Source organism: Colwellia maritima (genome assembly GCF_022669015.1).
GTDB lineage: Bacteria > Pseudomonadota > Gammaproteobacteria > Enterobacterales > Alteromonadaceae > Colwellia > Colwellia maritima.
This window is the reverse complement of record NZ_JAKKSL010000002.1, coordinates 847,936-874,715: the sequence shown is the minus strand read 5'-3', so window position 1 is coordinate 874,715 and position 26,780 is coordinate 847,936. Positions and strand designations below refer to the sequence as shown.

The 26,780-nt window shown below is 36.2% G+C and carries 21 protein-coding genes and 4 pseudogenes; 20 read left to right on the top strand and 5 right to left on the bottom strand.

From position 1 onward, the window contains the following. Window positions 1–154: 154 nt before the first annotated feature. Window positions 155–2,537, top strand: a pseudogene (gene ppsA, locus L3081_RS14330) (phosphoenolpyruvate synthase). 174 nt (window positions 2,538–2,711) lie between these two features. Here the strand turns inward: ppsA and tssK are convergent. The 5 genes and pseudogenes from tssK to L3081_RS14300 form a co-directional block, all read right to left on the bottom strand. Beyond that, a pseudogene (gene tssK, locus L3081_RS14320) lies at window positions 2,712–3,982 on the bottom strand (type VI secretion system baseplate subunit TssK). A 78-nt stretch (window positions 3,983–4,060) separates the two neighbouring features. Then, window positions 4,061–4,531, bottom strand: coding sequence for a type VI secretion system lipoprotein TssJ (gene tssJ / locus L3081_RS14315; protein ID WP_242286786.1), 471 nt, complete (start codon window positions 4,529–4,531; stop codon window positions 4,061–4,063). A gap of 159 nt (window positions 4,532–4,690) precedes the next feature. After that, entirely contained in the window at window positions 4,691–5,848 is a 1,158-nt protein-coding gene (gene tagH / locus L3081_RS14310) for a type VI secretion system-associated FHA domain protein TagH (RefSeq protein WP_242286785.1), read from the bottom strand. A 102-nt stretch (window positions 5,849–5,950) separates the two neighbouring features. Then, window positions 5,951–6,556, bottom strand: coding sequence for a hypothetical protein (locus tag L3081_RS14305; RefSeq protein WP_242286784.1), 606 nt, complete (start codon window positions 6,554–6,556; stop codon window positions 5,951–5,953). Window positions 6,557–6,572: 16 nt separating this feature from the next. Further along, the gene (locus tag L3081_RS14300; protein ID WP_242286783.1) at window positions 6,573–7,916 is read right to left on the bottom strand and encodes a serine/threonine-protein kinase; all 1,344 of its coding nucleotides are present in this window, start codon (window positions 7,914–7,916) and stop codon (window positions 6,573–6,575) included. Between the two features lie 339 nt (window positions 7,917–8,255). Here L3081_RS14300 and L3081_RS14295 point away from each other — a divergent pair, with 339 nt between their 5' ends. From L3081_RS14295 to tssG, 19 genes and pseudogenes are all read left to right on the top strand, one after another. Continuing rightward, on the top strand, window positions 8,256–8,804 hold the full coding sequence (locus L3081_RS14295) for a DUF4198 domain-containing protein (protein WP_242286782.1): 549 nt from the start codon (window positions 8,256–8,258) through the stop codon (window positions 8,802–8,804). Window positions 8,805–8,836: 32 nt separating this feature from the next. Beyond that, window positions 8,837–10,015, top strand: coding sequence for a lipase family protein (locus tag L3081_RS14290; protein ID WP_242286781.1), 1,179 nt, complete (start codon window positions 8,837–8,839; stop codon window positions 10,013–10,015). Between the two features lie 148 nt (window positions 10,016–10,163). Beyond that, entirely contained in the window at window positions 10,164–10,733 is a 570-nt protein-coding gene (locus tag L3081_RS14285) for a hypothetical protein (RefSeq protein ID WP_242286780.1), read from the top strand. Window positions 10,734–10,937: 204 nt separating this feature from the next. Beyond that, window positions 10,938–12,236 carry a type VI secretion system protein TssL, long form gene (gene tssL / locus L3081_RS14280; RefSeq protein ID WP_242286779.1) on the top strand — a complete coding sequence of 433 codons (1,299 nt, stop codon included), beginning with the start codon at window positions 10,938–10,940 and terminating at the stop codon, window positions 12,234–12,236. A gap of 19 nt (window positions 12,237–12,255) precedes the next feature. Further along, window positions 12,256–12,561: a hypothetical protein gene (locus tag L3081_RS14275; protein ID WP_242286778.1), complete on the top strand. Its 306-nt coding sequence runs from the start codon at window positions 12,256–12,258 to the stop codon at window positions 12,559–12,561. After that, window positions 12,498–15,619: pseudogene (tssM, locus tag L3081_RS14270) on the top strand (type VI secretion system membrane subunit TssM). The gene L3081_RS14275 and the pseudogene tssM overlap by 64 nt, the downstream one beginning before the upstream one ends. 162 nt (window positions 15,620–15,781) lie before the next feature. Further along, a complete protein-coding gene (gene tagF, locus L3081_RS27035; protein ID WP_274620545.1) occupies window positions 15,782–16,000 on the top strand; it encodes a type VI secretion system-associated protein TagF in 219 nt (72 codons plus the stop codon). Window positions 16,001–16,007: 7 nt separating this feature from the next. Then, window positions 16,008–16,496, top strand: coding sequence for a TagF domain-containing protein (locus L3081_RS14265; protein WP_274620544.1), 489 nt, complete (start codon window positions 16,008–16,010; stop codon window positions 16,494–16,496). Window positions 16,497–16,498: 2 nt separating this feature from the next. Then, on the top strand, window positions 16,499–17,272 hold the full coding sequence (locus tag L3081_RS14260; RefSeq protein ID WP_242286777.1) for a PP2C family protein-serine/threonine phosphatase: 774 nt from the start codon (window positions 16,499–16,501) through the stop codon (window positions 17,270–17,272). Window positions 17,273–17,597: 325 nt separating this feature from the next. Beyond that, complete coding sequence (tssA, locus tag L3081_RS14255; protein ID WP_242286776.1) at window positions 17,598–18,710, top strand: type VI secretion system protein TssA; 1,113 nt, start codon at window positions 17,598–17,600, stop codon at window positions 18,708–18,710. Between the two features lie 48 nt (window positions 18,711–18,758). Then, a complete protein-coding gene (gene tssB / locus L3081_RS14250) occupies window positions 18,759–19,259 on the top strand; it encodes a type VI secretion system contractile sheath small subunit (protein WP_242286775.1) in 501 nt (166 codons plus the stop codon). Beyond that, a pseudogene (gene tssC / locus L3081_RS14245) lies at window positions 19,259–20,744 on the top strand (type VI secretion system contractile sheath large subunit). The gene tssB and the pseudogene tssC overlap by 1 nt, the downstream one beginning before the upstream one ends. A gap of 45 nt (window positions 20,745–20,789) precedes the next feature. Next, the gene (locus L3081_RS14240; RefSeq protein WP_274620543.1) at window positions 20,790–21,695 is read left to right on the top strand and encodes a type VI secretion system contractile sheath large subunit; all 906 of its coding nucleotides are present in this window, start codon (window positions 20,790–20,792) and stop codon (window positions 21,693–21,695) included. Next, complete coding sequence (locus L3081_RS27030) at window positions 21,656–22,324, top strand: type VI secretion system contractile sheath domain-containing protein (RefSeq protein WP_274620542.1); 669 nt, start codon at window positions 21,656–21,658, stop codon at window positions 22,322–22,324. The genes L3081_RS14240 and L3081_RS27030 overlap by 40 nt, the downstream gene beginning before the upstream one ends. Before the next feature lie 18 nt (window positions 22,325–22,342). After that, the gene (locus L3081_RS14230) at window positions 22,343–22,504 is read left to right on the top strand and encodes a hypothetical protein (RefSeq protein WP_242286774.1); all 162 of its coding nucleotides are present in this window, start codon (window positions 22,343–22,345) and stop codon (window positions 22,502–22,504) included. A gap of 5 nt (window positions 22,505–22,509) precedes the next feature. Continuing rightward, complete coding sequence (locus L3081_RS14225) at window positions 22,510–23,121, top strand: type VI secretion system accessory protein TagJ (protein ID WP_242286773.1); 612 nt, start codon at window positions 22,510–22,512, stop codon at window positions 23,119–23,121. Between the two features lie 271 nt (window positions 23,122–23,392). Next, window positions 23,393–23,881 carry a type VI secretion system baseplate subunit TssE gene (tssE, locus tag L3081_RS14220; protein WP_242286772.1) on the top strand — a complete coding sequence of 163 codons (489 nt, stop codon included), beginning with the start codon at window positions 23,393–23,395 and terminating at the stop codon, window positions 23,879–23,881. Next, window positions 23,881–25,713, top strand: coding sequence for a type VI secretion system baseplate subunit TssF (gene tssF, locus L3081_RS14215; RefSeq protein WP_242286771.1), 1,833 nt, complete (start codon window positions 23,881–23,883; stop codon window positions 25,711–25,713). Before tssE ends, tssF begins: the two co-directional genes overlap by 1 nt. Window positions 25,714–25,749: 36 nt before the next feature. Then, a complete protein-coding gene (gene tssG / locus L3081_RS14210) occupies window positions 25,750–26,736 on the top strand; it encodes a type VI secretion system baseplate subunit TssG (RefSeq protein WP_242286770.1) in 987 nt (328 codons plus the stop codon). Window positions 26,737–26,780 lie beyond the last annotated feature (44 nt).

The following is a 26,780-nucleotide window of genomic DNA, read 5'->3' as shown; positions in this document are numbered from 1 at the left end:
AATCCTTATTGAGTTGTTTTGATGTTTTCAAAGAAAACTTTTACGTTATCTTTCATTTTAACGTTTTGTTTCAATAGTTGGCAGTGTAGAATGTATTCAGCTACAAATAAATAAACAAATTTAACCTTTACTGACTTCTTAATGGAGAATTGTTGTGCAAGAGAATGTGCTTTGGTATGAAAACTTGGGAATGGGTGATGTTGACCGTGTTGGCGGAAAAAATGCATCACTCGGAGAGATGATTTCAAATTTGGCAAATGTAGGTGTACAAGTGCCTACCGGTTTTGCGACCACGTCTTTTGCTTTTAACGAGTTTCTTGAGCAGAGTGGCATTAATGAAAAGATATATCAATTACTTGATACCCTTGATGTTGATGACGTTAACGCGTTAGCAAAGAGTGGCGAAACCATTCGTCAATGGATTATCGACACGCCATTTTTACCGAAAATGCAACAAGATATAGAGCAGGCTTATAATAAATTAGCGGGTGATTTTACTGCCGATGCTTCGTTTGCTGTGCGTTCGTCTGCAACAGCTGAAGACATGCCAGATGCTTCTTTTGCAGGTCAACAAGAAACCTTTCTTAATGTACGTGGGTTAGATGCTGTGATGGTTGCCATCAAGCATGTTTTTGCGTCTCTTTTTAATGACCGTGCTATCTCATACCGCGTACATCAAGGTTATGATCATCGTGGTGTTGCTTTGTCTGCTTGGTATTCAACGTATGGTGCGTAGTGATATTTCAGCTTCTGGTGTAATGTTCACTATTGATACTGAATCAGGCTTTGAGGATGTTGTATTTATTACCTCAAGTTTTGGTTTGGGTGAAATGGTAGTGCAGGGTGCGGTTAATCCAGATGAGTTTTATGTTCATAAACCAACCTTAGCTAAAGGTAAGCCTGCGGTTATTCGTCGTAACATTGGTAGTAAAGCCATTAAAATGGTGTACACCGAGTCGCAAGAACACAATAAACAAGTTGAAATTGTTGATATTGATGAGCAAGACTCAAATCGTTTTTCATTAACTGACGATGAAGTACAAGAATTAGCAAAACAAGCTGTGATTATCGAAAAGCATTATGGTCGCGCCATGGATATTGAGTGGGCAAAAGACGGCTTAGATCAAAAACTTTATATTGTTCAAGCTCGACCAGAAACAGTAAAAAGTCATGAAAAGTCTAATGTGATGGAGCAATTCCAATTACATACAAGTGCTAACGTTATTTGTGAAGGTCGGTCAATTGGCCACAAAATTGGCAGCGGCGAAGCTAAGGTTTTAGCTTCGTTAGATGAAATGGATAAAATATTGCCAGGCGACGTCTTGGTAACTGACATGACAGACCCAGATTGGGAACCTATCATGAAGCGCGCGTCTGCCATAGTTACTAACCGTGGCGGTAGAACTTGTCATGCGGCCATTATTGCACGTGAAATGGGTATTCCTGCCGTTGTTGGTTGTGGTAATGCCACCAGTTTAATTGCAACAGGTGACGAGATTACCGTGTCTTGTGCGGAAGGTGATACCGGTTTTATTTATCAAGGAAAACTTGATTACACGGTAACCACATCAGAAATTGATGCTATGCCAGAATTACCTCTCAAAATTATGATGAATGTTGGTAACCCTGATCGTGCTTTTGCTTTTGCTAAATTACCACATTCAGGCATTGGATTGGCGCGTTTAGAATTTATCATCAATAAAATGATTGGTATTCATCCGAAAGCCTTATTGAATTTTGATAAGCAATCTGCTGATTTACAAGATGAGATTAACGATATTATTCTTGGCTATGACAGTCCTGTTGAGTTCTATATTGCTAAATTAACCGAGGGGATTTCTACATTAGCGGCTGCTTATTCACCTGAAAAGGTGATTGTGCGTATGTCTGATTTTAAATCAAATGAGTATGCTAATTTAGTGGGTGGCGAAGAGTATGAGCCAGAAGAAGAAAATCCCATGATTGGTTATCGTGGTGCTGCTCGTTATATCTCTAAAAATTTCAGAGATTGTTTTGCCCTTGAGTGTGAAGCCATAAAACGTGTAAGAAACGAGATGGATTTAACGAATGTTGAAGTTATGATCCCGTTTGTTAGAACACTGGAAGAAGCGTCACAGGTAATTGATATTTTAGCAGAACACGGTTTAAAACGTGGCGAGAATGGTTTGCGTATCATTATGATGTGTGAATTACCTTCAAACGCATTACTTGCAGATCAATTTCTTGATTACTTCGACGGATTCTCAATTGGTTCAAATGATTTAACGCAATTGACGCTCGGCTTAGATAGAGACTCGGGTTTAGTGGCGCATTTATTTGATGAGCGAAATCCTGCGATTAAAGCGTTATTGTCAATGGCAATAAGCGCTTGTAATAGACGTGGTAAGTATGTGGGTATTTGTGGCCAAGGGCCATCAGACCATGAAGATTTTGCTGCTTGGTTAGTAGAGGAAGGAATCCACAGTATGTCTTTAAATCCGGATACCGTATTACCAACATGGTTATATCTTGCTGAAAAGTTAGCAGCTAAAAAGTAATGCGTAAAAATTGTGAGTATAAGCGCTAAGCTTGTAACCACAGTTGTACGTAAATTAGCTTAATAAACGTTTTGATGAAGGTGAGTGTAATAAAAATTACACTCACCTTTTTTTGATCATTTTTATATTGAGTGGGAAACCAATTATTATCGATTTTTTGGTTATAGATTTAGATTATTGATTAACTTGCCAAAGCTCTATTTCAAGATCAGGGTAGTGTCCTGAAAGGTGGAGGGCAATACCACCGCTAGCATGTAATTTTAACCAATGACTATTTTGTTTATCTAGTTGAAAGTAATGATATCCAAGATGGTAAGGTACTTGCCTTGGAGCTACAGGAAGGGCAATAATGCCAATACCCGGAAGTTGATTATTGACTAGCTCTCTTATACTTTCAACTGAACCAATTTTTATTTGTGCAGGTAAACGTTTGCGCACTTCTTCGTTTGGTAATGCCGCTTTCACAGCAATAATAAACTCAGCATGTTCCAAAGAATTTTTGTCGTGTATTGGCGTAAAATAAATACCATATTGGCTTTTTCTAATGGTAATTGTACTGCGGTTTGCTCTAATACTGCACTCAAACTTTGTGTAATACTTGCCATCACATTACTAAAGACATAACAGAGGTTGTCGTGTTGATATTTAGGCAATTCAGGGGAACGTTTGTCTGCGGCACTAAAGGTTGATAACTCACCTGAAAAACTAATAATAGTACGGTATAAAGCTTCAGGATGAATACCAGACATTAGGTTATAATGCTCAAATAATGGTTGGTATTTGTTTAGCAATTGTAACATTAAGAAATCTGATATTGAGCTTGATGAACCTTGTGCTTGACAGAGCCTTGCCGCTATGGCGTCTGCCCGTTGGTTTATCATGCCTTTTATCTCACGAGTAACCTTTATTAGCCCTTGAATATTATCAATGGATAGGCAGGGAGGAATAAATTTCTTATCTAACGTAATAACGCCTTCTTCTGAAACTTCAATAACGCGTGCTATTGCAATGGAAACGTAGCCGGAGCGGTCTTCATCTTGTAACTTAAATTGGCAATGTAGTTTACCTATTTGAAGCACTTCAGTGGCGTCAGAGCCAATAGTCGTATCAATAATGTTATGGTCATGATAATGATAACGAGTGATTAAAGTGCCTTCTCCATTTGAAATGTTTAAACCTGTACTTTTATTAATAGGCAAAACGAGATAAATGAGTTGATCTAATGTTCCCGTAGGAATACTAATCGCTTCAGGTAATAAGCCTTGTTCAGGTAAAATGGCTAATGTATTGTCTGGGAAAAGGCACTCGACACTATTAAGTCGAAACTGTCCTAATGAAAGTAAACTGTTATCAATATCAAGATCAAATATTCCCCAAGAAAGCGGATTTGTTTTGGCATTAATTCGTGCTTGTTGAAACTGCAGATAGCGTTCTTGTTGTTGCATATGCTGCGGACGTAAGAACATTCCCTCTGTCCATGCTACTGGGCTAAAATCACTCATAAAATCCTTCTTATTTTTACTTTATTTGTTACTAACATAAATGGCTAATTTTTCAATATTCATTGTGAAATTATCATAGCCAGTTGGAGATACTTCAATAACTGAGCGCCAACGAGAACTATCAATATCGCGATAAGCAACGACAAAGCCTACATAACGCGTGTTTTTATTTAGCACCATTTTATATTGTTGTAACTCTTCTGGTTGTAGTTCTAATTCATCTTTTTTCAGTAAATCTGGGCCTAAAATATCTTCAGGTGATTCATACAGTGTAAAAAAGTCTTGGGTATCAAAAATTGTGCGTGACGATAGCTCAAAAACTTTGATGACAACAGGTGAAGCTCTACCATTCATGTCGGGGTTAATATCGGCTGATGCATTAAAATTGATATCAGTAGAGGGAGGTATGATAGCATTTATGGTTGAACAGCTTGTTATCAACATTACATTGATAGAAACGAACAGGGTTAGAATTATATTTTTTAAAGTCATTTTTACCTACTAATAATTATAATGATTTAATTTTCTTATCATATGCTCTTACGAAGTCATCTGATAACACTGAACTGCCATTGGCAGCTATTTCATTCACCATGTCCTTATGTAAACTTTGATACGTTTTCCAGTAGCGCAATTGTTTTTGCCCTGGAATTAACTGATCAAAGACAGAGTCCTTGACGTTTTTTTCTCTATTTCGGTTGGGGCAAGTTGGTTAAATATCCCCTCAATAGCACCTATTGTGCCGGCGGTAAGGGCTATATCATGTTTTTTTGTATCATTAAAAGCTTCCGTTATCGCTTTTGATGAAGGTAAAAAACTTGAGCTTCGTTTCAAAAATAAATTGTGAAATACGTCGTCTATTGTTGCTGAAAATTTTAAAGGGTTATTTTCTTGTTGTTGAAAGGTAGTTTGGTTAATTCTAAATTCACTCTTTAATGCTGAGCGAGTTCTTAATGACTCAACTAATCCCATTAGCATTAATTGCATACTTTGACCCATTTCAAAGAGCAATTCATCATTTAATTGTTCAGATTTGATTGACTCAGAAATGCCTAACCCTTTAATAAAGGCATCAAAATTTGTGTTAGTTGCAGCAATGGGCGCGGTATATTCTTGTTGTTTGTTTTCTACTGGTTGAACGGGGATTGCTGTTTCTGAATGTACAGGCGCTACAGGCGCGATGGTGGGTTTAAGTGGCTCATCAAAAACAGGGTTATTCGTTACCTTAGTTTTAAGAATATTTGTGTCCCATTCTTCAGGTATAGGTTGAGGTACATCAAAATGGTCATTTAGATCATTAGTCACCAATATATTCGATGCGTTATTTGATGCTAATGGTTGATCACCAAATAAAGTACTCGGAGCAATACCTTGAACAGGCGATTGCACAGGAGAACTAACCACCGGCTTGCTATGTTGGGCAAAGGCAGGTTGGGCAATTGTTTGAGCTATTGGTGGAGCACTAGGCATTGCTTCATTAGGTACTGTTTTATTTATAATCGAAACAGAGACTTCATAATCGCCAAAGGTTAGTAAATCACCTTCAGACAATTTATGAGTATTTGTTGTGCCAAGTGCTTCTACAGCTCTATTAATATATAAACCATTAGTTGATAAATCGTATATATAAAACCCATCTACGCGTTTTTCAACGCGGGCATGAAAGCCTGAAACAATTTTTTCTGGGTCAGGCAAATGCCAATCATTGTTTTCAGAACGGCCAAAAGTGAGGGTGTCACTAATACACATTTTAGAGGTTTGTTCAGGAGAAAGTCGATGATAACTTACTATTTCAAAAATCAATTCCATGAATGTTTTATGCCTTATAAATTAGTGCGTATAATCGCTTATGCGAACTATTAAAAATTATTATTTCCATTGAAATTAATATAAATTCATTACGGCTTTATATTAATTAATAAGTGTATAAAGTTCATTGCCTCTCTTAATTAATTGTCGGGCTGTTTTGAAATTTCTTTTCTCCAAATATTGGTTGCCATAATTAAGATACGAACCTGCCATTTTTTTCTTAATTGCAATTAAAGGTGAAAAATCTGTTGGTAGTTGTGCTTCTAATTCACCAATTTTGTCATCAATTTTCATTAACTCCTTTGGATTCACAACAAGTGATAAGTCATAGTTAAACTGAGTAAATGTTGACTTGTAAAAAACTTCAGCAGCTTCGTAAGGGTAATTAGTAGATCTTCCGGCTTCAATGTCTTCATTGTATTTAGCTAATTCAGCAACGGATGACTTCATTTTTTTGCCAAAATCTAATAGGGGTTTGGCATCAGCATAATGAGTAAAGGCAAGTTCACCCACTGTAATTAGTAAGGTAATTCTATCAACGTTATGATCCGTTAGTGCCAGGTTAAAACTATCATTATAAATAGTAAAAACTTCATCTTCAGGCTGAAATTTAAACGTAGGGTCTACAAAACTTAAATCACCAATTATTTTTTCAATACTATTGTCATCTTTTTCATTATATCTACCTTGAAGTAGCAGTAAATTCAATCGTTCGGATAATGCGTCAACTATAGCTATGCGGTTTAGTAGCTTCACTTTTTAATTGATTTAAACGAACAGAGTCAGGAAAAACGTTAAGAGCATCAGCTATGATCAGGTCAACTTGATCGTAATTTTTGTATATACCACTTGGGTCTTTTGAGACGTTCATGATCCGTTTTTCAGCAATGTTGATAATTGATTGTCTGTGCTCTCGAAGTAAACCTTGTTTTAATAACCTTTGTTCTGTTGGAATATTGTCTAATTGTGCTAATAACTCGACGGTGGATAAGTTTTTAAATGCGTTCAGTTTACCCTGTTCATTATCATTTAGTGTGAGTAGTGCGTTAAGGTTTTTTATTTCATTTTGTTGGGTTTGATACACTTGAAATGTTGCCGCTGCAATAATAATAGCCGCTGCTGCTGTTAGGGCTTTAGGCCATACTACACGAGAAAAATCATTAATAATTTTTTGAATAGTATCGCATCGTTGTTCTTTATGTATCGCTAAGCCTTTTTTCAAACTTGGCCACAAAAACCAATTTAAATGGTTTGGTTTTTTTAGTGGTGCCTTTGTTAAGTCTACTTTGTTCGCGGCTATGCGTTGGTATGGGTGTTTACAGGATAATAATTCATAAATAATACAAGAAAAGGCAAAAATATCATCAGCCGGGCAAGGTGCTTTACCTTCTAATTGTTCAAAACTTGCGTAAGCGGGTGTAAACCCACTTAATGGTGACGAAAGATCATTATTTTGAATAGCATATTGATCAAAGTTCAACTGCAGCGCGCTTGCGACACCAAAATCAAATATTTTTATATTACCTTGTCTGGTTAAAATAATGTTTGAAGGTTTTAAATCTGTGTGCACAATACCCATTTTATGGGCATAAATTAGAGCGGCGCCAATTTGCTGTATTAAATTATTCGCACCTTTAAAGGGTAAACCCATCGGCTTAGAGCGTTTAATTACCTGATCGAGGGTTTCACCGTCCAACCATTCCATGATGATAAAATGAAAATTATCATGTGAATCTACATCATATACTCTAATAATATTAGGATGAGACAGTTGCTGTGTTTTTTTAGCTTCTTTAATTAATATTTGTTTTGCTTCAGGAATGGATGAAAACTGTTGTAGGAGCACTTTAATGGCAACATAAGGCTCATTGATGCCGGCTGATTCTAAATGTAAGTCTTTTGCCCGGTAAATATCACTCATCCCGCCAGAGCCAATAAGCGATTCTATTAGGTAACGGTCTTTTAGGCACTTTCCAATTAAATTGACAGGTGCAGAAGTTTTGTTTGATGAAACGCCGATAAGTGTTTTATCGTCTGCAATAGGGGTGTTTGAATGAGTATTATCCATAATTTAACAATTAGTCCTTTAAAAACATTTATAGGTAGAAACGTACCTGATAAAACAGCAGCAATATTTTGCAACTTAAATGAAAAAAATTCAATAAGAAATACTATTACTTTAAAAATAATAAAGATAACGCTGTATTCTTATGGTTAATATGGCTCAATTTAATATTACATGCAGTTATTTACTACTGAAAAATTAGGCTATTGAGAACATCGGTGAGAACAGTACTTGAATGAATAACTTTTTTCTTTTATATTACTCTCGCATTGTAATGCTAATACATTGCTTTTAAGCAGTAGCTTAAAAAAATAAAGGAATATCAAGTAATCAAGGACGACTATGGCTTCTGCTTTCCCTCATCAAAAACGCTTTTTCGTTATTGTTATCCTTGCTGTTTCTGCGCTTCTTTTTTTACTTTCGACACAGGCAGCCACCACTATGTTTGGTTTATTTAAAAAATACGATGTTCACCTATCACCGGAAGTTCACGGCGTTATTACCAATAACGGAGCACCTGTTGTAGGTTTAAAGGTTTTTCGGGGATTGACCTACGTCGGTGATAAAGAGCTTCTTGATAAAACAGTAACTGACAAAAACGGGGCATTTTCTTTTGCAGAAAAAAATATACGTTCCAGAAGACCTAGCTCTATGTTTCATGAGGCAAGAATTCGCCAAATTATAGATGTCGATTATCAAAATGAGCGATACCTGTTATGGGCAGCTGTTATGACAGGAATTGCACCAAGTGAAGGAGTAGCAAAAAAGTTATCTCAACTCAACTGTGACTTGAGTGATTCAGAAGAGTATTACGAATTTGACAATATTGAATCCCCTGATAACCCGCATGGGGTTGAGAGCATTTGTCGTTGGGAACTGACTAAAGATTGATTAACTTAAAGATATTATAAAGGACTTAATATATGAAAAAAATTACCCCACAATTATCTTCTCAACTTGCTAACGTTGTGTATCAAATAGAGACCCCAGACAGGGCAGGAAAATACAACCTTATAGGCAAAGAAGCTATTTCTGTAAAAAAACATTTTAATTTTGAGCTATCCAACGGTCCCGTAAAAGGGGTATCAGGAGGTTTTCTTTCACATCTTTTTAATCGCACCACTGGGTTTGCTTTGCTTGGGAAAGGCAAAGGCGTATATAAAGGTGATCATGTTATTACTATTCGAGGAACAAACATTTTACGTGATTGGTTAACCAATGCTAATGTTGGTCTAACTGGTTCAGCAACTGGTACAACTGTACATGCAGGTTTTAATAAAACCTTTCAGACTATGAAACCTGCATTTCAGCAATATATTACCCAAGCAAAAAAACAAGGCCCGATCGGCACGGTACATTGTGTTGGTCATAGCTTAGGTGGTGCTTTGGCAGGATTAACCGCTGATTGGTTGAAAAGTGAATATGGTATGCCGGTAAATTTATATACCTTTGGTGCACCACGTATTGGTTTAAATGGTTTTTCGGCACAAACAACCGCGAGAGTTGACAACATATTCCGTTGTACCCATGGTGCAGACCCTGTGCCTAACGTTCCTTTATGGCCATTTGCTCATGCCCCATATAATGGCAGTGAATATCGCTTGAATAGTGGTCAAGGTTTTAGTCCAAGTGCGCATAAAATGGGAACGAATGGTAATCCTGGCTATGTTAACTCGGCTAAGGGGTATGACTGGGGAGCATTACAAAAACGTTCTGATAACTTTTTAAATACGCCAGTGCGCCTTGATTATGATAACCGAAATCAAGCCTCTTACAGTGCCTATTGGGCGGATAAAATAAGTGCCGCCCTTATAACCGTACTAAAAGATGCGGGTTATTATCATGCCATTATGGCTCAAGCAACGGCTTCTTCGGCATTAACTTTCTATGACCTAATTTCTAGAACCTTAGTGAAAGTTGCACAAGCGTCGGTTAAATACAGTAAACAAGTAGCAGGCTTACTTGGTCATATGTTGGTATTTGCAGGGCAGGCTGCTTATAAATTAACAGAACTGACATATGAAGTAATAAAATGGGTTTTTGATAAAACATTAGGGGTGTTATATCGCTCGGTCAGAGAGGCTATTAATAGTACCTTTTAAATATTATTACGTTAATCATAGGCGGTTTGCATTGTTTAACTTTAGCCGGTATGTATTACTAAAAACACTTAATAGCTAGATCTTTGTTGTTGGTTTTTCAACCAAAAAGGTTGGTGGAATTTGGCTTTATTGGTGTTAGGTACCGAAAATGAGTTTTAATTTTATGATGATGGCAGTATTTTTAGTAATACCCATCATCATTTACAGCGATTACAAGTCAGTTGATTCAATAAAGAAGCAAAATAGTGAGTTTATTTTGGCAGTTACTCCGTTATTGGCATTCTTCTATTGTGCGCAATTTTTTTATGCATTACTAATATTAATGCTGCTTGTGATATATGGAATAGCTTTAAAAGTTGTAGCGCATAAATATCGTTGGGTTAAATTTGACCTTGAACTCATGAAAAGTTACAGCATTGGCAGTGTCGGCTTGGCTTTATTGGGGTATGGGCTATATAAATTAGTGGCTTATATGAGATCTTTATTCGTGTCAATTGAGTTTTCTGATATGGCAAAGCCCGAAGTATGGTTTAACAAAACAAACACGATAATTACAGGGTTAAATCATTGGCCATACCTAACCTATGTTGCACTTATTCTTGTTATGTTATTAGCCACTCTATTTGACCGTTTGCCTGAGCGACAAGAGAAAGATGAGTTTTCTGTATTTTTTGTACTTTTTCTTATACCAAAGATCCCTAGTGTTACCTTGGTTTAGCGATCATTTTTGGTGGTTTTTACTCGCAACGTGTATTTTTATGCCGTTGGTGGTGTTTTTTGTTTATGGATATAAAGAAGAAAATAAACAGGAAGCCATTGATATAACGAGACTCTTTAGCTATGTCTATTTTGCTCTAAGCCACTTAAATGTACTTTTTTATTGGTTATTTTATTAGTTATTAAATTAAGGATTGATGTTACTGTGAACGATAAAACTATAGTAAAACCACGGCCAGGACGAGGTGTCTTTGGCTCGTTTAGCAAAGTAGATAACTCCCCGTCAGAAAATAATGTTAAAACCATTGTGCACGAAGAAAAAGTTGATAGTAAAGCTTCCAATGTCATCTTAACAATGACGAATAACCCTCTAGTTGATAACGCGGGCGCCATACTCTCAACTTGCATCAAATTAAGAAATACTCAAGAGTACGATGATGTCAGTACCTTAAGACTACAATGTATAGATTTAATTAAAAATTATGAACATACATTGCGGGTTGCTAATGTCAGCGCAGAAGATATTCAATCAGCACGTTATTGTTTATGTAGTTTTATGGACGAAATTATTTTAAATACGCCTTGGGGAGGCGATAGCGTGTGGGCTTCAGAAAGCTTATTATCGACTTTTCATAGTGAAACTTTTGGTGGTGAGTATTTTTATACCTTGCTTGAAAACGCTTTACAGTATCCCTCTGAAAAATACCATTTGCTTGAGCTTATGTACATTTGTTTAACTCTGGGCTTTGTTGGAAAGATGAAGGTAGAAGTGCAAGGCGAACAAAAACTTGAAGATTTAAGAGAAAAAGCTTATCACAGTGTTCAATCTTTCAAAGGTGATTTACTTCGAGAATTATCACCAGGTTGGCGTGATAAAGTGATTCACAATACTGAATTTCAGCAACCTTTTCCATTATGGGTAATTGGCGCCTTATTTGGTGTGCTATTGCTTTTTATTTATATGTCGTTCAGCTACAACATCAATAGTTACTCTTCTAGTGTTTATAAAGAATTAGTCTCTTTAGTACCTTGGCAAGAACCTGAAAATACACTTAGCCAAAGTCTTAGTCGTGACGAAGCCTTAGTTTTACAACAATTATTACAAACTGAAATAGATAAGAACTTACTAGAAGTCGATCAATTGTCTGATCGAATCAGAATACGCATTGGTGCAGGTGCATTGTTTGCCTCAGGTAGCACGCAGCCTAGAGCCGATTTTGAAGCGATATTAGCGAAAATTGCTAGAACACTTGAGAGTACAGAAGGAAAAATATTAATCACAGGTCATACAGACGACGAGCCAATATTCACAACTAAATATCCCTCTAATTGGCATTTGTCTTTAGCTAGAGCCACATCAATAGGTAATTTTCTTGCTAATAATGCTTCATTGAAAGGGCGCTTATGGCCAGAAGGAATGGGCGAATCACAACCAAGATTTGATAATAGTAATGAGCATAATCGTGCATTGAATCGTCGAATTGAAATAGACTTGTTGTTTTAGTTGTTTACAGGGAATTGTTATGTCATTTAAAGAAAATTTTAAAAAACTTATTACCAAATTAAAATCTAAAACAGTCATTACTATTTTAGGGTTTACTTGTTTAGCCTTATTAATATGGTTTGGCGGACCATTAATCGCTATTGCCGGTTATGAACCGCTAATTAGTATATCTGCACGTATTATTCTCTTGTTAATTATTATAATCATTTGGGGGGCAATAAAGTTCACCACAAAGTTAAAGATAAAAAACAAAGTGAAGAAATGGTTAATAACCTTATTAATGGCGAGGAGGGTAGTGCAGAGAGCTCAACTGACGATACGGTGAAGAGTGAAATTGATGTCTTACATAAAAAAATGCTGCAAGCGCTAGATATTTTAAAAGCGACGAAGTTTGCTAACAGTAAGAATATCTATGAACTACCTTGGTACATTATGATCGGTCCTCCGGGCTCAGGTAAAACAACGGCCATTCAACATTCAGGTTTAGAATATCCGTTAAAAGAAAAAATGGGTATAGACATGATACAAGGCGTAGGGGGTACTCGCCATTGTGATTGGTGGTTTACCAATAAAGCCGTGTTGATTGATACTGCGGGTAGATATACAACGCAAGACAGCCACGCAAAACAAGATTCACGCGCTTGGCAGGGCTTTTTAGGCTTACTGAAAAAATTTAGACCGTTACGACCTATTAATGGTGTGATCATTAGTATGGGAATGTCTGAGCTATTGAATCAAACTAAAACAGAAAGAAATTTACATGCTCGCGCAATAAAACAGCGTTTACAAGAGTTACAAAATCAACTCGGTATGACTTTCCCTGTGTATGTTTTATTCTCAAAATCTGATTTGATCGTGGTTTCAATGAATTTTTTGATGACTTTGCCAAAGAAGATTGCGAACAAATCTGGGGCGTTACCTTTCCACTGACAATAGACAATGAACAGGAAAGTATTGTCAGTACATTTAATAAAGAATTTCATGCTTTATTAAGTAATTTAAATGCACGCATAAACGCTCGATTGAAAAATGAACGAGATCTTGACCGACGTGCTGCAATCTATGAATTTCCTAAGCAATTACGCTTGTTACAAGGTGCAGCTGATGACTTCTTAAAAGAAATATTTTCACCTAACGCTTATGAAGAAGCGCCTTTACTACGTGGTGTTTACTTAACCAGTGCGACACAAGAAGGTACTCCTATTGATCACTTGTCGTCAACATTGGCGGTCGGAGGTAAAGCACAGCTAAAATCTAGTGAAGTGAAACATCAACGTAGTTATTTTATTAAGCGCTTGCTTGAAGATGTGATTTTTCCGGAAAAGAATTTAGCATCGGTTAATCGTCAACATGACAAACATAATTTATTACTAAGACGCGCTACAGTTGCTGTTGCCTCTGTCGTTACAGTTTTCTTTATATATGGTTGGTGGTCTAGTTACTCTTGGAACACTGAACTTGTTGACCATACAAAAGATGCCCTTGTGAAGTATGAAGAAATTACGGCAGGGGGCTTAACTGCTCAATCTGAAATTATTACGTTAACGAAAGGCTTGTCAACATTGAGAAACTTTCCAGTTGGTTACGCTAATGAAGAAAGTGAAGATGCTAAAACCTTAGGTTTATACCAAGGAAATAAATTAAAACAACCTGCGAAAGCTGCCTATGAAAGGGCACTGGATGCCTATTTATTACCTTATTTAACTAAAGCATTAACGCAAGAAATGTTAGATAACTCACTGCACTTAAATTATGTATATGAAACGCTTAAAACTTATTTAATGCTATATAACCCAGAGTATTACCAAGAAGATGATATTAAAATTTGGTTCTCGGCTTATTTTGACAGAAATATTCCAGGAAAAATTAATACAAGTATTCGTAATGAACTCAATCAGCATTTATCAACGTTACTCGCTAAAGGCAGTCGTGGTAGTGAATATAATGAAGAAGCTGTTTTAGAAGCAAGACGAACGTTAACCATGTTACCGTTAGTTGAAAGGGCTTATCAACGTTTAAAAAGTGACTTTGTTGATAGTAGTATCCCTGATTTTAAATTAATTGATATTTTAAGTATTGACAGCCTGCAAGGATTTGCTTTTCAAAGTGGCCGGAGTTTTAACGACGGTATTCCTAGCCTGTACACTTATAATGGATTTCATGGCATTTTCAGTATAGAAAAAAATCGAATTATTAAACGGTTAATTGAAGATAGTCGGGTTTATGGTGATGATTTAAATACACTTGACGACGCAACAAAGTCACAAATTACCGCCCAACTAGAACAAAAATATATTCGCGATTATATTTTCTATTGGGAAGACTTTTTAAGTGATTTAACTGTTAAACCAATGAATACGTTAGATGAAGGTGCCGAGGTAACCCGTGCTTTATCGAGTTCCGATGCACCTATTAAAAGTATTATTGCCGCCGCACAAAAAAATGTGCAGTTAACTAAAATACCACTATCAAAAAATGGTAAAGCAGCAGCAGAACTTGCTAAAAGTACGACGGATGTGTTATTTGCATCTAAAAAATCACGCATTAGTCGTTTATTACCTGATGAACCTTTAGAACTAGACATCGATTTACCGGGTCAAGAAGTTGAACTTGCCTTTACCGATTTACTTTCTGTAGATATTAAACAACTAGATGACATACAAGGAACCCTGAGATTAATTAATCGTAGTATTGGCAAAATAGCCTTGTCGTCTCGTCAAAATTCTAATTACATGAATCAGCGTTTAGAAAATGAATTTTCTTCATTAGGCTCTGATTTACAAAAACAAATTTCAGATATGCCATTTCCCGTAGTCCGGCTTGAACCTATTGCAAATCGAACCAAAGGATTTGCGCAAACAAATCAAAGTCAGCGCTTAAATAGTATTTGGAAATCACAAGTGTTGGCTGAATACCGCCGAGCAATTAGTGGCCGGTATCCTTTCAAACGCAGTGCAAGCAGGGAAGTAAGAATCAAAGACTTTAGCCGGTTTTTTGCCTATGGCGGCACATTAGACAAATTTTGGAAACAATATTTAGCTGACTATGTCGACACTAGTAAAGCATCTTGGCATTTCACCAAAAACATTGGTATTAGTAATAAGATTCTCACCATGTATCAACGTGCAAATGTTATTAGAGAGGCATTTTTTGAATCCGATACTAAATCACCTAAAGTAGATTTTAGTCTTGAGGCACAATACCTTGATCGAAATGTGAGTCAATTTATGTTGGAAATTGATGGTCAACAACTCAATTATCGTCATGGACCTACCCGAAAAGAGCAGTTTGTTTGGCCGGGAGCAAGCGCTAATAATGAAACAAGAATTGCATTTACTCCACCAAATGGTGGTCGGCCACTTAATAAAAAATATCTTTGGTGAATGGTCATTATTTAAGTTTTTTGATGACTTAAATAGAGCAAGACCTGAAACTAAAAATGACGGATTATTAAAAATTTCGCTAAGTGGGTATAACGCCAATGTAATGTTAATTGCTAATAGTGTGAATAATCCATTTTGGATGGTGAATTTGGAGAGTTTTTCATGTCCAACAACACTATAAATTCCATAGGCTATTGCGGGAAAATCCCCACAAAAGGCGACTTTGTACAAAATGAATTAAACAGTGAGTTTTTAAAGCATTGGAATGAGTGGCTTCAGGCTGTTATTGCTGTTAGTAAAGAGCAATTAGAGGGAGGTTGGTTAAATTGTTTTTTAACCAGTCCTGTCTGGCATTTTTCACTTTCTTGGTATTTGTTGTGATTCTGCAATGATAGGAACCGTTATTCCAAGTGTCGACCAAGTAAATAGACCCTTTCCTTTTACTTTGGCTGCTGAGCACAAGGGTTCTGCATTGCAAGGATGGTATAAAAACAATTGGTCAGAAAAGTTCGAGAAAACAATTCTAGCGGTGCTTGAAGATAATTTCGAATTAGATGCTTGGTATGGTGAATTAAATAATGAAAAGATTGAAATTACCACTATAACAACGAGTACAGCGAGTTATGAGTCTGATGATAAAGTAAAAAAAGCATGGATAATCCAAGGAGATGATTCCCCAGAACTTATTGACTTGCTTCATCAACAATATAGTTTCCATTATGGTCGTTATAGCTTGTGGTGGACACTGGGTTCATACTCAGTTGAACCTTGTTTCATTATTACCGATGGCTTACCTCAGGTAAGTCAATTTGTTGCGATGTTGAATGGTCAATGGCAAGAAAATAACTGGAATATTACTAGGATGTTAAAGGAATAATTATGTATCTATCAAGCCATGCACAAACACACCGAGGTGCGGTAAGAAAATTAAATGAAGATGCTTTTTTAGAATTACCTCAATTAGGAGTGTGGGTGGTAGCTGATGGCATGGGAGGACATGCGGCAGGTGATGTGGCTAGTCAACTTGTAATTGATACCATTCAACAAGCAGTGGAAAGTAATCCCGCTGATCAAATTAGTACTGAGTTATTAATTCAAGCGTTACAACAAAGTAATGCTAAATTACAACAAATGAGTGAAACTCAGTTTGCGGGTAATATTGTGGGTAGCACCGTGGTTGTTTTATGGATTAAAGATGATCATTACACGTTGCTATGGGCAGGTGATAGCCGTGGTTATTTATTACGGAATCATAAATTACAGCAAATAACTAAAGATCACAGCCAAGTGAATGACATGGTAGATGAAGGCGTATTAAAAGCGGAAGAAGCTGAAAGCCATCCATTAGCGAATGTTATTACGAGGGCAGTTGGTGTTGACGATACTTTGAATATTGATGTAAAAAGTGCACCGATTTTGGTTGGCGATGTTTTTTTATTATGTAGCGATGGTCTTAATAAAGAAGTGAGTGATAATGAAATTGAAAAAGCCTTACAACCGGGCAACATAATCGATGCAGGCATGGCATTAATGCACGCTTCGTTAGTACGTAATGCTAGAGATAATGTCACTTGTATCCTTGTGAAGAAGAACTCATTAGAAAATAATACAACGATGACTGATCACGATGCCACCATTCCGGTTTTTACATAAGTTTACGATTATGATTGTGTTAATATAATCTCATATATTTATGGTAATTCGTGAATGGTTTTGTCTAGGGTCTGTTGGTCATTTTTACGGCGTTATCACCTTTTTATGTAGAGCAACCACATGACAAAGGCTCTGCCTTATATAAATACCCAACAAATTGCTGCAAAAACAATCTCAAAAGATCAACAGACCCTAATATTTTGGTAAAATTTAAAAATATTTTTTTATTTAATAAAATAATTATTGCTATGTTTAATTCACTTGGTTTAGTATTGTCGAGTTAATTCGATGATTGAATTAAGTGAAAATACAAGGATGTTAAAATTTGTCAGTTCAAATACTTTCTATAGAAGATCTTATTCAACCTATCGATGCCGATGTCGAGACTGGTTCAAACCCTCGAGACGATATTTCACCGACTTCTACTTATTATTTCCTAAAAGATATTCGTAATACTGCTAGAGCAAAAGAACGTAAAGCGTTAGTTAACGAAGAAAATTTACTCTCTATTGCAACCGAATGGCGACCTATTCTTGAGCAAGTGCCTGATGTACTACAGAATCAAAGTAAAGATTTAGAATTTGTTGCTTGGCTTATAGAAGCACTATGTCGTTTACAAGGGTTTAAAGGCTTAGCACTTGGTTTTACATTAGCGGCAGAACTCATTGAACGCTATTGGGATAACCTATATCCAACCCCAGATCCTAATGATCTTTCTGAACGATTAGCACCATTAATAGGTTTAAATGGAATTGAGAGTGAAGGGTCGTTAGTACAACCAATTAAAGCCATTTTAATTATTGAAGGTCAGTCCGAAGGTCCATTTTCAACATGGCAATACGAACAAGCCCTCGAAGTTGACCGCTTAGATAAAGAAAAACAAATTAAAAAATTTGAGTCTGGGTCAGTTTCTTTAGAAGATGTTGATATTGCAATAAAAGAAACACCAGATAGTTTTTTTATTCAATTAAATGCGGATATCGAAGAGTCAATATCAGCATTTAACCGTTTATCCAACGTTATGGATGCAGCCATGGGCGGAGAGCCCCAACCAACCAGTTATATCAATTCAGCTATTCAAGCTTGTTCTCTTTGTGTAAAACAACTGGCTGAAAAGGTACTTAAAAAAGCAGCAGATACTAAAGCTGCAGAACAAACTGACAATGCCCTTGAAAACGAAGATACACCTGTTGCAGAGCAAGGTGTTAATCAACAGATTAATTCAAGAGAAAAAGCCATTCATAATTTGGGTGTTATTGCTGATTTTTTTCGCAAAACAGAACCCCATTCACCCATGTCGTACGCGATAGAACAAGTTATACGTCGGAGTGACTTAAGCTTACCCGAATTGTTACAAGAACTTATTCAAGATGGAGAAGCGAGAAATGGCTTTTTCAAATTGTCAGGCATAAAAACAGAATCAGAATCAGAAACATAACACTAAGCGGTACTACACTGCGTAATTTAATATTTGAAAGGAGATCTCATGAGTATACATGATAAATTAAAAAGAGTTAGAAAACCTAGAGTTCACATTACATACGACGTAGAAACTGAAGGTGCTATTGTTAAAAAAGAATTACCTTTTGTTATTGGTATAACAGGTGATTTTTCTGGTCATAATACACAAGATTTAAAACCATTAAAGGATCGCCGTTTTGTACAAATAGACCGTGATAATTTTGATGACGTATTAAATCGTATGAACCCTAAGTTGGACATTGCGGTTGATAATACTTTGGCGAATGATGACACCGAATTGAAAGTGTCCTTAGACTTTAAATCATTAAATGATTTTGAGCCGGCAGCAATTGTTAACCAAGTTGAACCGCTTAAAAAAATGATGGAAACACGTAATAAATTAAGAGATTTAATGACTAAGGTTGATAGGTCAGAAGATTTAGAAAATATTTTGGAAGACGTATTAAGTAATACGGCGAGTTTAGATAAATTGGCCAAAGAATTAGATATTCAGGGAGCGGAATAATGAGTACGGAAGCTGAAGCACTACAACAGTCAAGTGAAGAAGTAGGTTTTTCTCTTTTAGATCAAGCGATTGATGCGACTAAACAAACAGAATCATCTCGTGCTGAAGAGCTTATTCGCTCTTTAACAGAGGAAGCATTAAAAGGTACTGTTCAATGGAATAAAAACCTAACAGTTACTTTTAATCAAGCTATTCAAGCAATTGACGATACCATCTCAAAACAGCTTGCCGCCATCATGCATAATGATGAGTTTCAAAAACTTGAAGGAAGTTGGCGTGGGCTTAATCACACAGTTCAAAACTTAGAAACAAATGCAACGTTAAAAGTGCGTATTATGAGTTTAAGTAAAAAAGAGCTACACAAAGATTTAAGTAAGGCTGTTGAGTTTGACCAAAGCCAAACGTTCAAAAAAATATACGAAGCTGAATTTGGTACCCCAGGTGGCGAACCTTACGGATGCATTGTAGGTGATTATGAATTTAGTAATCATCCCGCTGATGTAGAAACGTTATCGTTAATGTCAAACGTTGCTGCTGCCGGTTTTTGCCCCTTTATTTCAGCGTCTGGTTCATCTTTATTCGGTTTTGATGACTGGACAGAGCTTAGTAAACCACGCGACTTAGAAAAAGTATTTGAATCATTGGAATATACAAAGTGGCGTTCATTCAGAGACAGTGATGATTCTCGTTTTGTTACCCTAACCATGCCAAGAGTATTGGCGAGATTACCTTATGGCGAGGCAACTCAGCCGGTAGAAGAGTTCCGTTATGAAGAATTAGAATTAGATGACACGCAAACTCGTTCGAAAACAGCTGACCATGGCAATTACTGCTTTGGATGAATGCTTCCTATGTTATGGCAACAAATATGGGTAAAGCGTTCAGCAAGTATGGTTTCTGTACTGCAATTCGCGGTGCTGAAGGTGGGGGTAAAGTTGAAGGTTTACCGGCACACATATTTACTAGTGATGATGGTGATCCGGATCTTAAATGTCCAACAGAAATTGGCATTACTGATAGACGTGAAGCGGAATTAAGTAAACTAGGATTCTTACCTTTATGCCATTACAAGCATACAGATTATGCGGTGTTTTTTGGCTCGCAAAGTTGTCAAAAACCACAAGTATTTGATAGTCATGATGCGACGGCAAATGCTGCAATTTCTGCTCGTCTTCCATACTTAATGGCTACTTCACGCTTTGCTCATTATTTAAAAGTAATGGCAAGAGATAAAATTGGTAGCTTTATGGAAGCAGACGATGTTGAAGCTTGGTTAAATCGTTGGATTTTATCTTTTGTTAATGCTTCAGAGGGGGGCAAGAAATTAGAGCTAAATACCCATTGGCAGATGCGAAAGTTGAAGTAAAAGAAATTCCAGGTCAACCAGGCGCATATAATGCTGTTGCTTGGTTGCGTCCATGGTTACAAATGGAAGAATTAACTGCTTCTTTACGCTTAGTGGCTAAAATTCCAAGTATTGGTTAATACGTCGACTTATCGAGCTGAAAGGTAAAAGGAAATAAAAGCATTATGCAGCAGGAAGCGATTTCATTTGTGGAACATGAAGTATTTACCAAAGAGGTTGATACCAATAACACAAACCCTTCAGCTCAACAGTTACAAAGTAAGCATTTAGTTGACCGTTTTTTACGTGAAACAGACTTAAAAAAATCATTAATGTTATGGCTAGAAAACTCTGGTTATAACATTAATAATATGAAAAAGATCAGTATTCTTTCATTGCTTCGTAAAGCAATATCAGATATTGATAAAAAACTAACTAAACAAATTAATTGCATAATTCACCATAGTGAATTTCAAGCACTTGAATCAGGTTGGCGTGGTGTTTTATATTTAGTTAATCAGAAAGAAAACAACGATAAAAATCAAAAAGTTAAAATAAAAGTACTTGATTGTAGTTGGACAACACTGAGTAAAGATATAAATAAGGCAATAGAATTCGACCAAAGTGAATTTTTTAAACTTGTTTATAACAACGAATACGATATGTCAGGCGGTGAACCTTTCGGGGTATTAATTGGTAATTATCAAATATCTCATCAAAATAGAAAAGGTACGCTGATAAATGATATTGATGTTTTGAAAGAAATTACTCGTACTGCCGCTGCGGCTTTTTCGCCTTTTATTACGTCAGCACATCCTTCTTTTTTTGGTGCAGATAATTTTTCTGATTTAGCATCCCATATAGATTTCACCCATACATTTAACCAAATTGAATATACAAAGTGGAATTCGTTAAGAGAAATGGATGATGCACGATTTTTAGGACTAACTTTGCCTTATATTTTAATGAGGGCACCGTACAAAAATGATGGTAGTCGAAACGAAGCTTTTCAGTTTTCAGAAGTGATTAAAAATCCGCAAAAAGATCATCTATGGGGAAATGCTGCGTTTGCCTTTGCTTTGGGGTGTTAATTCGTGCTTTTGCTGAATCAGCCTGGTTCGGGCAAATCAGAGGAATGCAACCGGGTCAAAAAAGCAAAGGTTTAGTATGTGATCTACCAGTTTGCCAATATGAAACCGATTTATATCGAGGTAGAAGTAAACCTTCAATTAATCTTCTTATCAGTGACCGTGCAGAAAAAATGTTATCAGATAACGGCTTTATTCCTTTATCAGCGGTTCCTGGCACTGAACATTTAGTATTTTACAGTAATACTTCTACCCAGAAACCTATTGAATACGATTCACTGTCAGCAACTGTTAATGCAAAGTTGTCGTGTATGTTGCAATACATCTTATGTGTTTCTCGATTTGCTCATTATATAAAAGCAATTGGTCGAGAAAAGATAGGTACCTATAGAAATGCAGACCTTTGTGAACGGGAATTACAAAAGTGGCTATATCAATATACTACCGCATCGGAATCTGCTTCGGATGCGGTCCGAAGTAAATATCCACTGCAAACGGCACAAGTACAAGTGAAAGAAATGCGAGGTAAACCAGGACATTTTTATTCGACCATTCAATTGCAACCCCATTTTCAGTTAGATCAAATGATCTCAAGTATAAAACTAGTGACAGAGTTAACACCTAAAAACTAACTCTCAAAAGGAATTAAAATGAAAAAAACACAAGAAATGCTGCAAGAAGCACGATTATCTGACTGCATTGCGTACCTAGAAACTCAATTGAGAGATGATCCACTTAACGTTGATATGAAAAGTAGTTTAATCGAGTTACTTTGTATTAATGGCGAGTGGATAGAGCGGATAAACAACTGAATTATATGGTACAAAAACACCCAGATTTTTTAATTGGCGCGGCTAATTTAAGACAATTAATTCTTGCAGAACAAAGCCGACAAGACTTTTTAATTGGTAAATCAGTTCCCAATTTATTCACTCCATCAGACCCGCATATTGAAGCTTTCATGAAACTGCGAGTTGAGATGAAACAAGGTGACCAACAAAGTATAACAAAAAGTGCCTTAGCCCTTGAAGAAGAAAGACCAGAAACCATAGTAGAATTAAATGGAGAAACCGTAAAAGAGTTTAGAGATTTAGACGACTCTCTCGGCGGATTTATTGAAATATTTGGTACCGATGGAAAATATTATATTGCACAAATCAAAGATATTGAATATATCCATTTTAAACCCGTAAGTTCACTTATTGAACAAGTTTGGCGTCGTGTTGAACTCAGCATAAAAGATGGGCCGAGTGGTGAAGCACACATTCCATTAGTTTATGCTAATAGTGTTACGGATGCTGAAAAGTTAGGTAGAGAAACTGATTGGCAAGAAACAGTGCCAGATGTGATGGTAGGGCTCGGTCAAAAAATGTGGTTTGTTAATGATCAAGCGGTACCAGTATCTGATTTTATTCGACTTGCAAGCTAGGCGATTGTTGCTATTGGTATTAGTATCGATAGCATAAAATATCATTGTATTTGTTATAGAATTAGACACCATTTATTTTGTTAAATAATACTTAAAATATTTTTTATTAAAATAATAAATTATGCTTAACATTTAGATAATTTATACGTAGAATAATAATCGTTAAACGGATAGACATTATTGGATAAACATAAACTTAAATTTGAGAAATATTTCTGCAAATAATTAGGGTTTACGTTATAAGTATTATGGAAGATATTATGGAAAGCGCGTGCGTATAAATAAGCATCAGTTCATTCAAGCCTCTATTTTAGATAGGCTTATAGATGACTCTCCCCAAACCCCAGATATTAAAGAATCTAATAAAGGCCTTAATTTAAAACAATTACGGGCGAATGTTAGGCGCGACCTAGAAAATTTACTTAATGCTAAAGTTCCTTGGTTAACCTGGCCTGAAAACTATAAAGAATTAGATAATTCCTTACTCAATTATGGTCTGCGCGATTTTTCGAGTATGGCTGTTGCCAGTCTTGAAGGTAGGAAAATTTTATGCCAACAGGTTGCTGAAGCTATTAGACGTTTTGAGCCTCGCTTTATTGAAGTTGATGTTGAAGCGATAGATAGTGAACAACCGTTAGACCGTATAATGAGATTGCGGATAAATGCGTTGCTTTATGCTGACCCTGAACCAGAATATATCACCTTTGACTCAGAAGTTGAGCCAGTGAATTTAGGGCTAAAAGTAGTTGAGACTATGTAATGAATGAAGATTTATTGAAATATTACAATAGAGAGCTCGCTTTTATCCGTCATATGGGGTCAGAGTTTGCGACAAATTACCCTAAGCTAGCAGGGCGATTACGTTTAAGTGATGAACATGTAGAAGATCCGCATGTTTCACGTTTAATTGAAGCTTTTTCATTATTAACAGCACAGATTAGACAAAAGCTTGATGACAGTTTTCCTGAGTTAACGGAAGCACTATTAGGACAACTTTATCCTGATTATCAAGCGCCTGTTCCATCAATGACAGTGATTAAAATGGTCACTGAAAATGTATCAACTACGGGGGTTTTACTTCCACAAAATACCAAGGTGGATACGCAAGTAGATGGGATGAAAACATGTCATTTTAAAACATGTTATGACAGTTATTTGTGGCCAATTGAAGTTGTAGGTGCTCAATTCCAAAATGCGCCATTCAATGCCCCTGAACCTATATGGAATACACGGCCAAAAGCAATCATAAAACTTTCAATACAAGGTGAGTTTGAAGATGTCACGATGGCGACGTTAGGGCTTAATAAATTAAGATTTTTCCTAAATGGTCAAGCACACCAAACCTATTATTTATATCAATTGTTATTCCAACATTGTGTCGGGCTTGCCATTGTAAAAAATGGTGACTGGTCAACAGTAAAATATTTAGAGAAAAGACACCTTAAAGCCGTTGGTTTCGATGATGAACACCAGGTAGTACCCTATAGTAAAAAAACCTTATCGGGGTTTCGCTTATTGGTTGAAAATTTTATTTTTCCGGAAAAATTCCTATTTTTTGATATCGATGATCTAGATAAAAAGTGGGTGAATATTGATGATAAATTTGAAATTTTTGTTTATTTAAAAGAAGGCTCTGAGGATCTCGAAAAGCAAGTTAACGTGAATAACTTTTTATTAGGTTGTACGCCAGTAATTAATTTATTTGAACAAGAGCTTGAACCTGTTCGTATCGAGTCTTCTGAATATGAATACAAACTCTCTCCTAGGTATCTTGATGCTGAAGTCGCTGAAATAATTAATATTCAAGAAGTCATTGCTTTCGACCCAAAAGATAATAAAACGACCGTGACACCTTTTTATGGTGAAACGCATCCGGCATACCTTGACCAAGATCGACTATTTTGGAATGCCCGTCGCGAAGCAGCTAATTGGGCCGGTGGTTATGCCGAATTTGGTACAGATTTATATTTATCGTTAGTTGACCATCAATTTAAAGGCTTTAATGCGCAAGAGGATTATGGCTCATGGTTATTAAGCATAAGAGCAGAGTGTAGTAATCGAAATTTACCGGCACATTTACCTTTTGGTACTGATGAACCTAAAATGTTTATTCCCGATAGGGCTGATATTATAAAAAAGGTTAAATGTTTATTAGCACCCACATTGCCTGTTAGAGCTGCGTTAAATGAAGCATCAAGATGGCAACTGATCAGCCATTTATCGCTTGATAGTTTTAGTGGTGAAAATGCACTACATCAGTTAAAAGAAGTTTTAAAACTCTATGACTTTAGGTGCTCACCTGAAAACAAAACGTTAATAGAAAACATTATTGCTATTGATATTAAAACGACAACAGCAAGAGTAAACCAACGTGGTTTAGTTGGTTTTAGTACGGGTAATGACATTCTACTTACATTTGCTAAAGATCATTATTTAGGTAGTGGCGTATTTTTCTTTTGCACAGTATTAGACCGTTTCTTTGCGCAATTTGCGGCTATTAATAGTTTTACAAGATTAAGTGTTCAATTTAATAATCAAGACGGCATATACCATACTTGGCCAAGTAGAGCAGGTAAGGCACCGTTACTATGATTAAAGAGAATGATTAAAGAGTATGAGTATTAAAATATGAGTATTCAATCACTGATAGATAACCCAAATGAACATGACTTTTATAAAGCCGTGTTCATTTTGCAGCAGCAATTGAATTCAAATAAGTCTAAGCACAATAAAGTGGGGCACGACGGTATACCCAAAAGTGAGCTTATTAGATTTAAGGCTGATCAACATTTAGGTTTTCCTGGTCAATCTATTAGTAAAATTACGCTAAAAGATAGTCATGATAAGGATAAAGTTGCTGTAGATATGCATGTTTCTTTTATGGGGCTAACGGGTATAAGTGGCGCATTGCCGCAACATTACAGTGAATTAGTGTTAGAAAGGCTCAAATTAAAAGATACGGGCATGCGTGATTTTTACGATTTATTCAATCACCGTCTTATTTCACTTTTTTATCGTGCCTGGGAAAAATATAGATTTTCTGTAAATTATCAAAATAATGTACAGGATAACCCTGACAGCTTTACCTCAGTGTTAAAAAAACTGTCTGGCGAACAAGCAATAAAACAATATTACGCTGGTTTATTTAATAAGAAAATTAGAACCATTGATGGTCTAACATTGATTCTAAAAGATTTTACCCAATGTGACGTGACGATTAAACAATTTCAAGGTCGATGGCAGAAATTATCGATTACTGATCAAACACGTTTAGGCGGTAGAAAATCTCCTGAAGGGCAGTTTGCAGCCTTTGGGGTTGATGCCACCATTGGCAGTAAAGTATGGGATATCAATGCGGGTATAGCGATTGTTATCAAACCGAGAACCGATACACCAATACGTTCATTTTTACCGGGACAAGAAACAAGTCGCTTGTTAAAGAGTTTGATAAAAAGTTATTTAGGTATTGCTATGAAATTTAAATTACACCTAGAGATACAAACTAGGCAAATTCCAATGGCACAATTTTCTAAAGCCGCTGTACCGTTAGGGCATGGGTGTGGTTTATTATCAAAAAAGAATACAGAATTAAAAACGTGCTTATTACCGTTGTAGTTAGATAATTACACTATAACAAATTGAATTATAAGAAAATGAAA

Excerpts from the sequence above, each read along its gene's own strand:
- L3081_RS14300 (WP_242286783.1), bottom strand. The coding sequence starts at position 7,916 with ATGGATAATACTCATTCAAACACCCCTATTGCAGACGATAAAACACTT.
- L3081_RS14230 (WP_242286774.1), top strand. The coding sequence starts at position 22,343 with ATGAAAAAAACACAAGAAATGCTGCAAGAAGCACGATTATCTGACTGC.
- tssF (WP_242286771.1), top strand. The coding sequence starts at position 23,881 with ATGAATGAAGATTTATTGAAATATTACAATAGAGAGCTCGCTTTTATC.
- tagF (WP_274620545.1), top strand. The coding sequence starts at position 15,782 with ATGTCCAACAACACTATAAATTCCATAGGCTATTGCGGGAAAATCCCC.
- L3081_RS14290 (WP_242286781.1), top strand. The coding sequence starts at position 8,837 with ATGAAAAAAATTACCCCACAATTATCTTCTCAACTTGCTAACGTTGTG.
- tagH (WP_242286785.1), bottom strand. The coding sequence starts at position 5,848 with ATGGAATTGATTTTTGAAATAGTAAGTTATCATCGACTTTCTCCTGAA.
- L3081_RS27030 (WP_274620542.1), top strand. The coding sequence starts at position 21,656 with ATGGGGAAATGCTGCGTTTGCCTTTGCTTTGGGGTGTTAATTCGTGCT.
- tssJ (WP_242286786.1), bottom strand. The coding sequence starts at position 4,531 with ATGACTTTAAAAAATATAATTCTAACCCTGTTCGTTTCTATCAATGTA.
- L3081_RS14260 (WP_242286777.1), top strand. The coding sequence starts at position 16,499 with ATGTATCTATCAAGCCATGCACAAACACACCGAGGTGCGGTAAGAAAA.
- tssG (WP_242286770.1), top strand. The coding sequence starts at position 25,750 with ATGAGTATTCAATCACTGATAGATAACCCAAATGAACATGACTTTTAT.
- L3081_RS14240 (WP_274620543.1), top strand. The coding sequence starts at position 20,790 with ATGCAGCAGGAAGCGATTTCATTTGTGGAACATGAAGTATTTACCAAA.
- L3081_RS14285 (WP_242286780.1), top strand. The coding sequence starts at position 10,164 with ATGAGTTTTAATTTTATGATGATGGCAGTATTTTTAGTAATACCCATC.
- L3081_RS14265 (WP_274620544.1), top strand. The coding sequence starts at position 16,008 with ATGATAGGAACCGTTATTCCAAGTGTCGACCAAGTAAATAGACCCTTT.
- tssB (WP_242286775.1), top strand. The coding sequence starts at position 18,759 with ATGAGTATACATGATAAATTAAAAAGAGTTAGAAAACCTAGAGTTCAC.
- L3081_RS14225 (WP_242286773.1), top strand. The coding sequence starts at position 22,510 with ATGGTACAAAAACACCCAGATTTTTTAATTGGCGCGGCTAATTTAAGA.
- L3081_RS14295 (WP_242286782.1), top strand. The coding sequence starts at position 8,256 with ATGGCTTCTGCTTTCCCTCATCAAAAACGCTTTTTCGTTATTGTTATC.
- L3081_RS14275 (WP_242286778.1), top strand. The coding sequence starts at position 12,256 with ATGTCATTTAAAGAAAATTTTAAAAAACTTATTACCAAATTAAAATCT.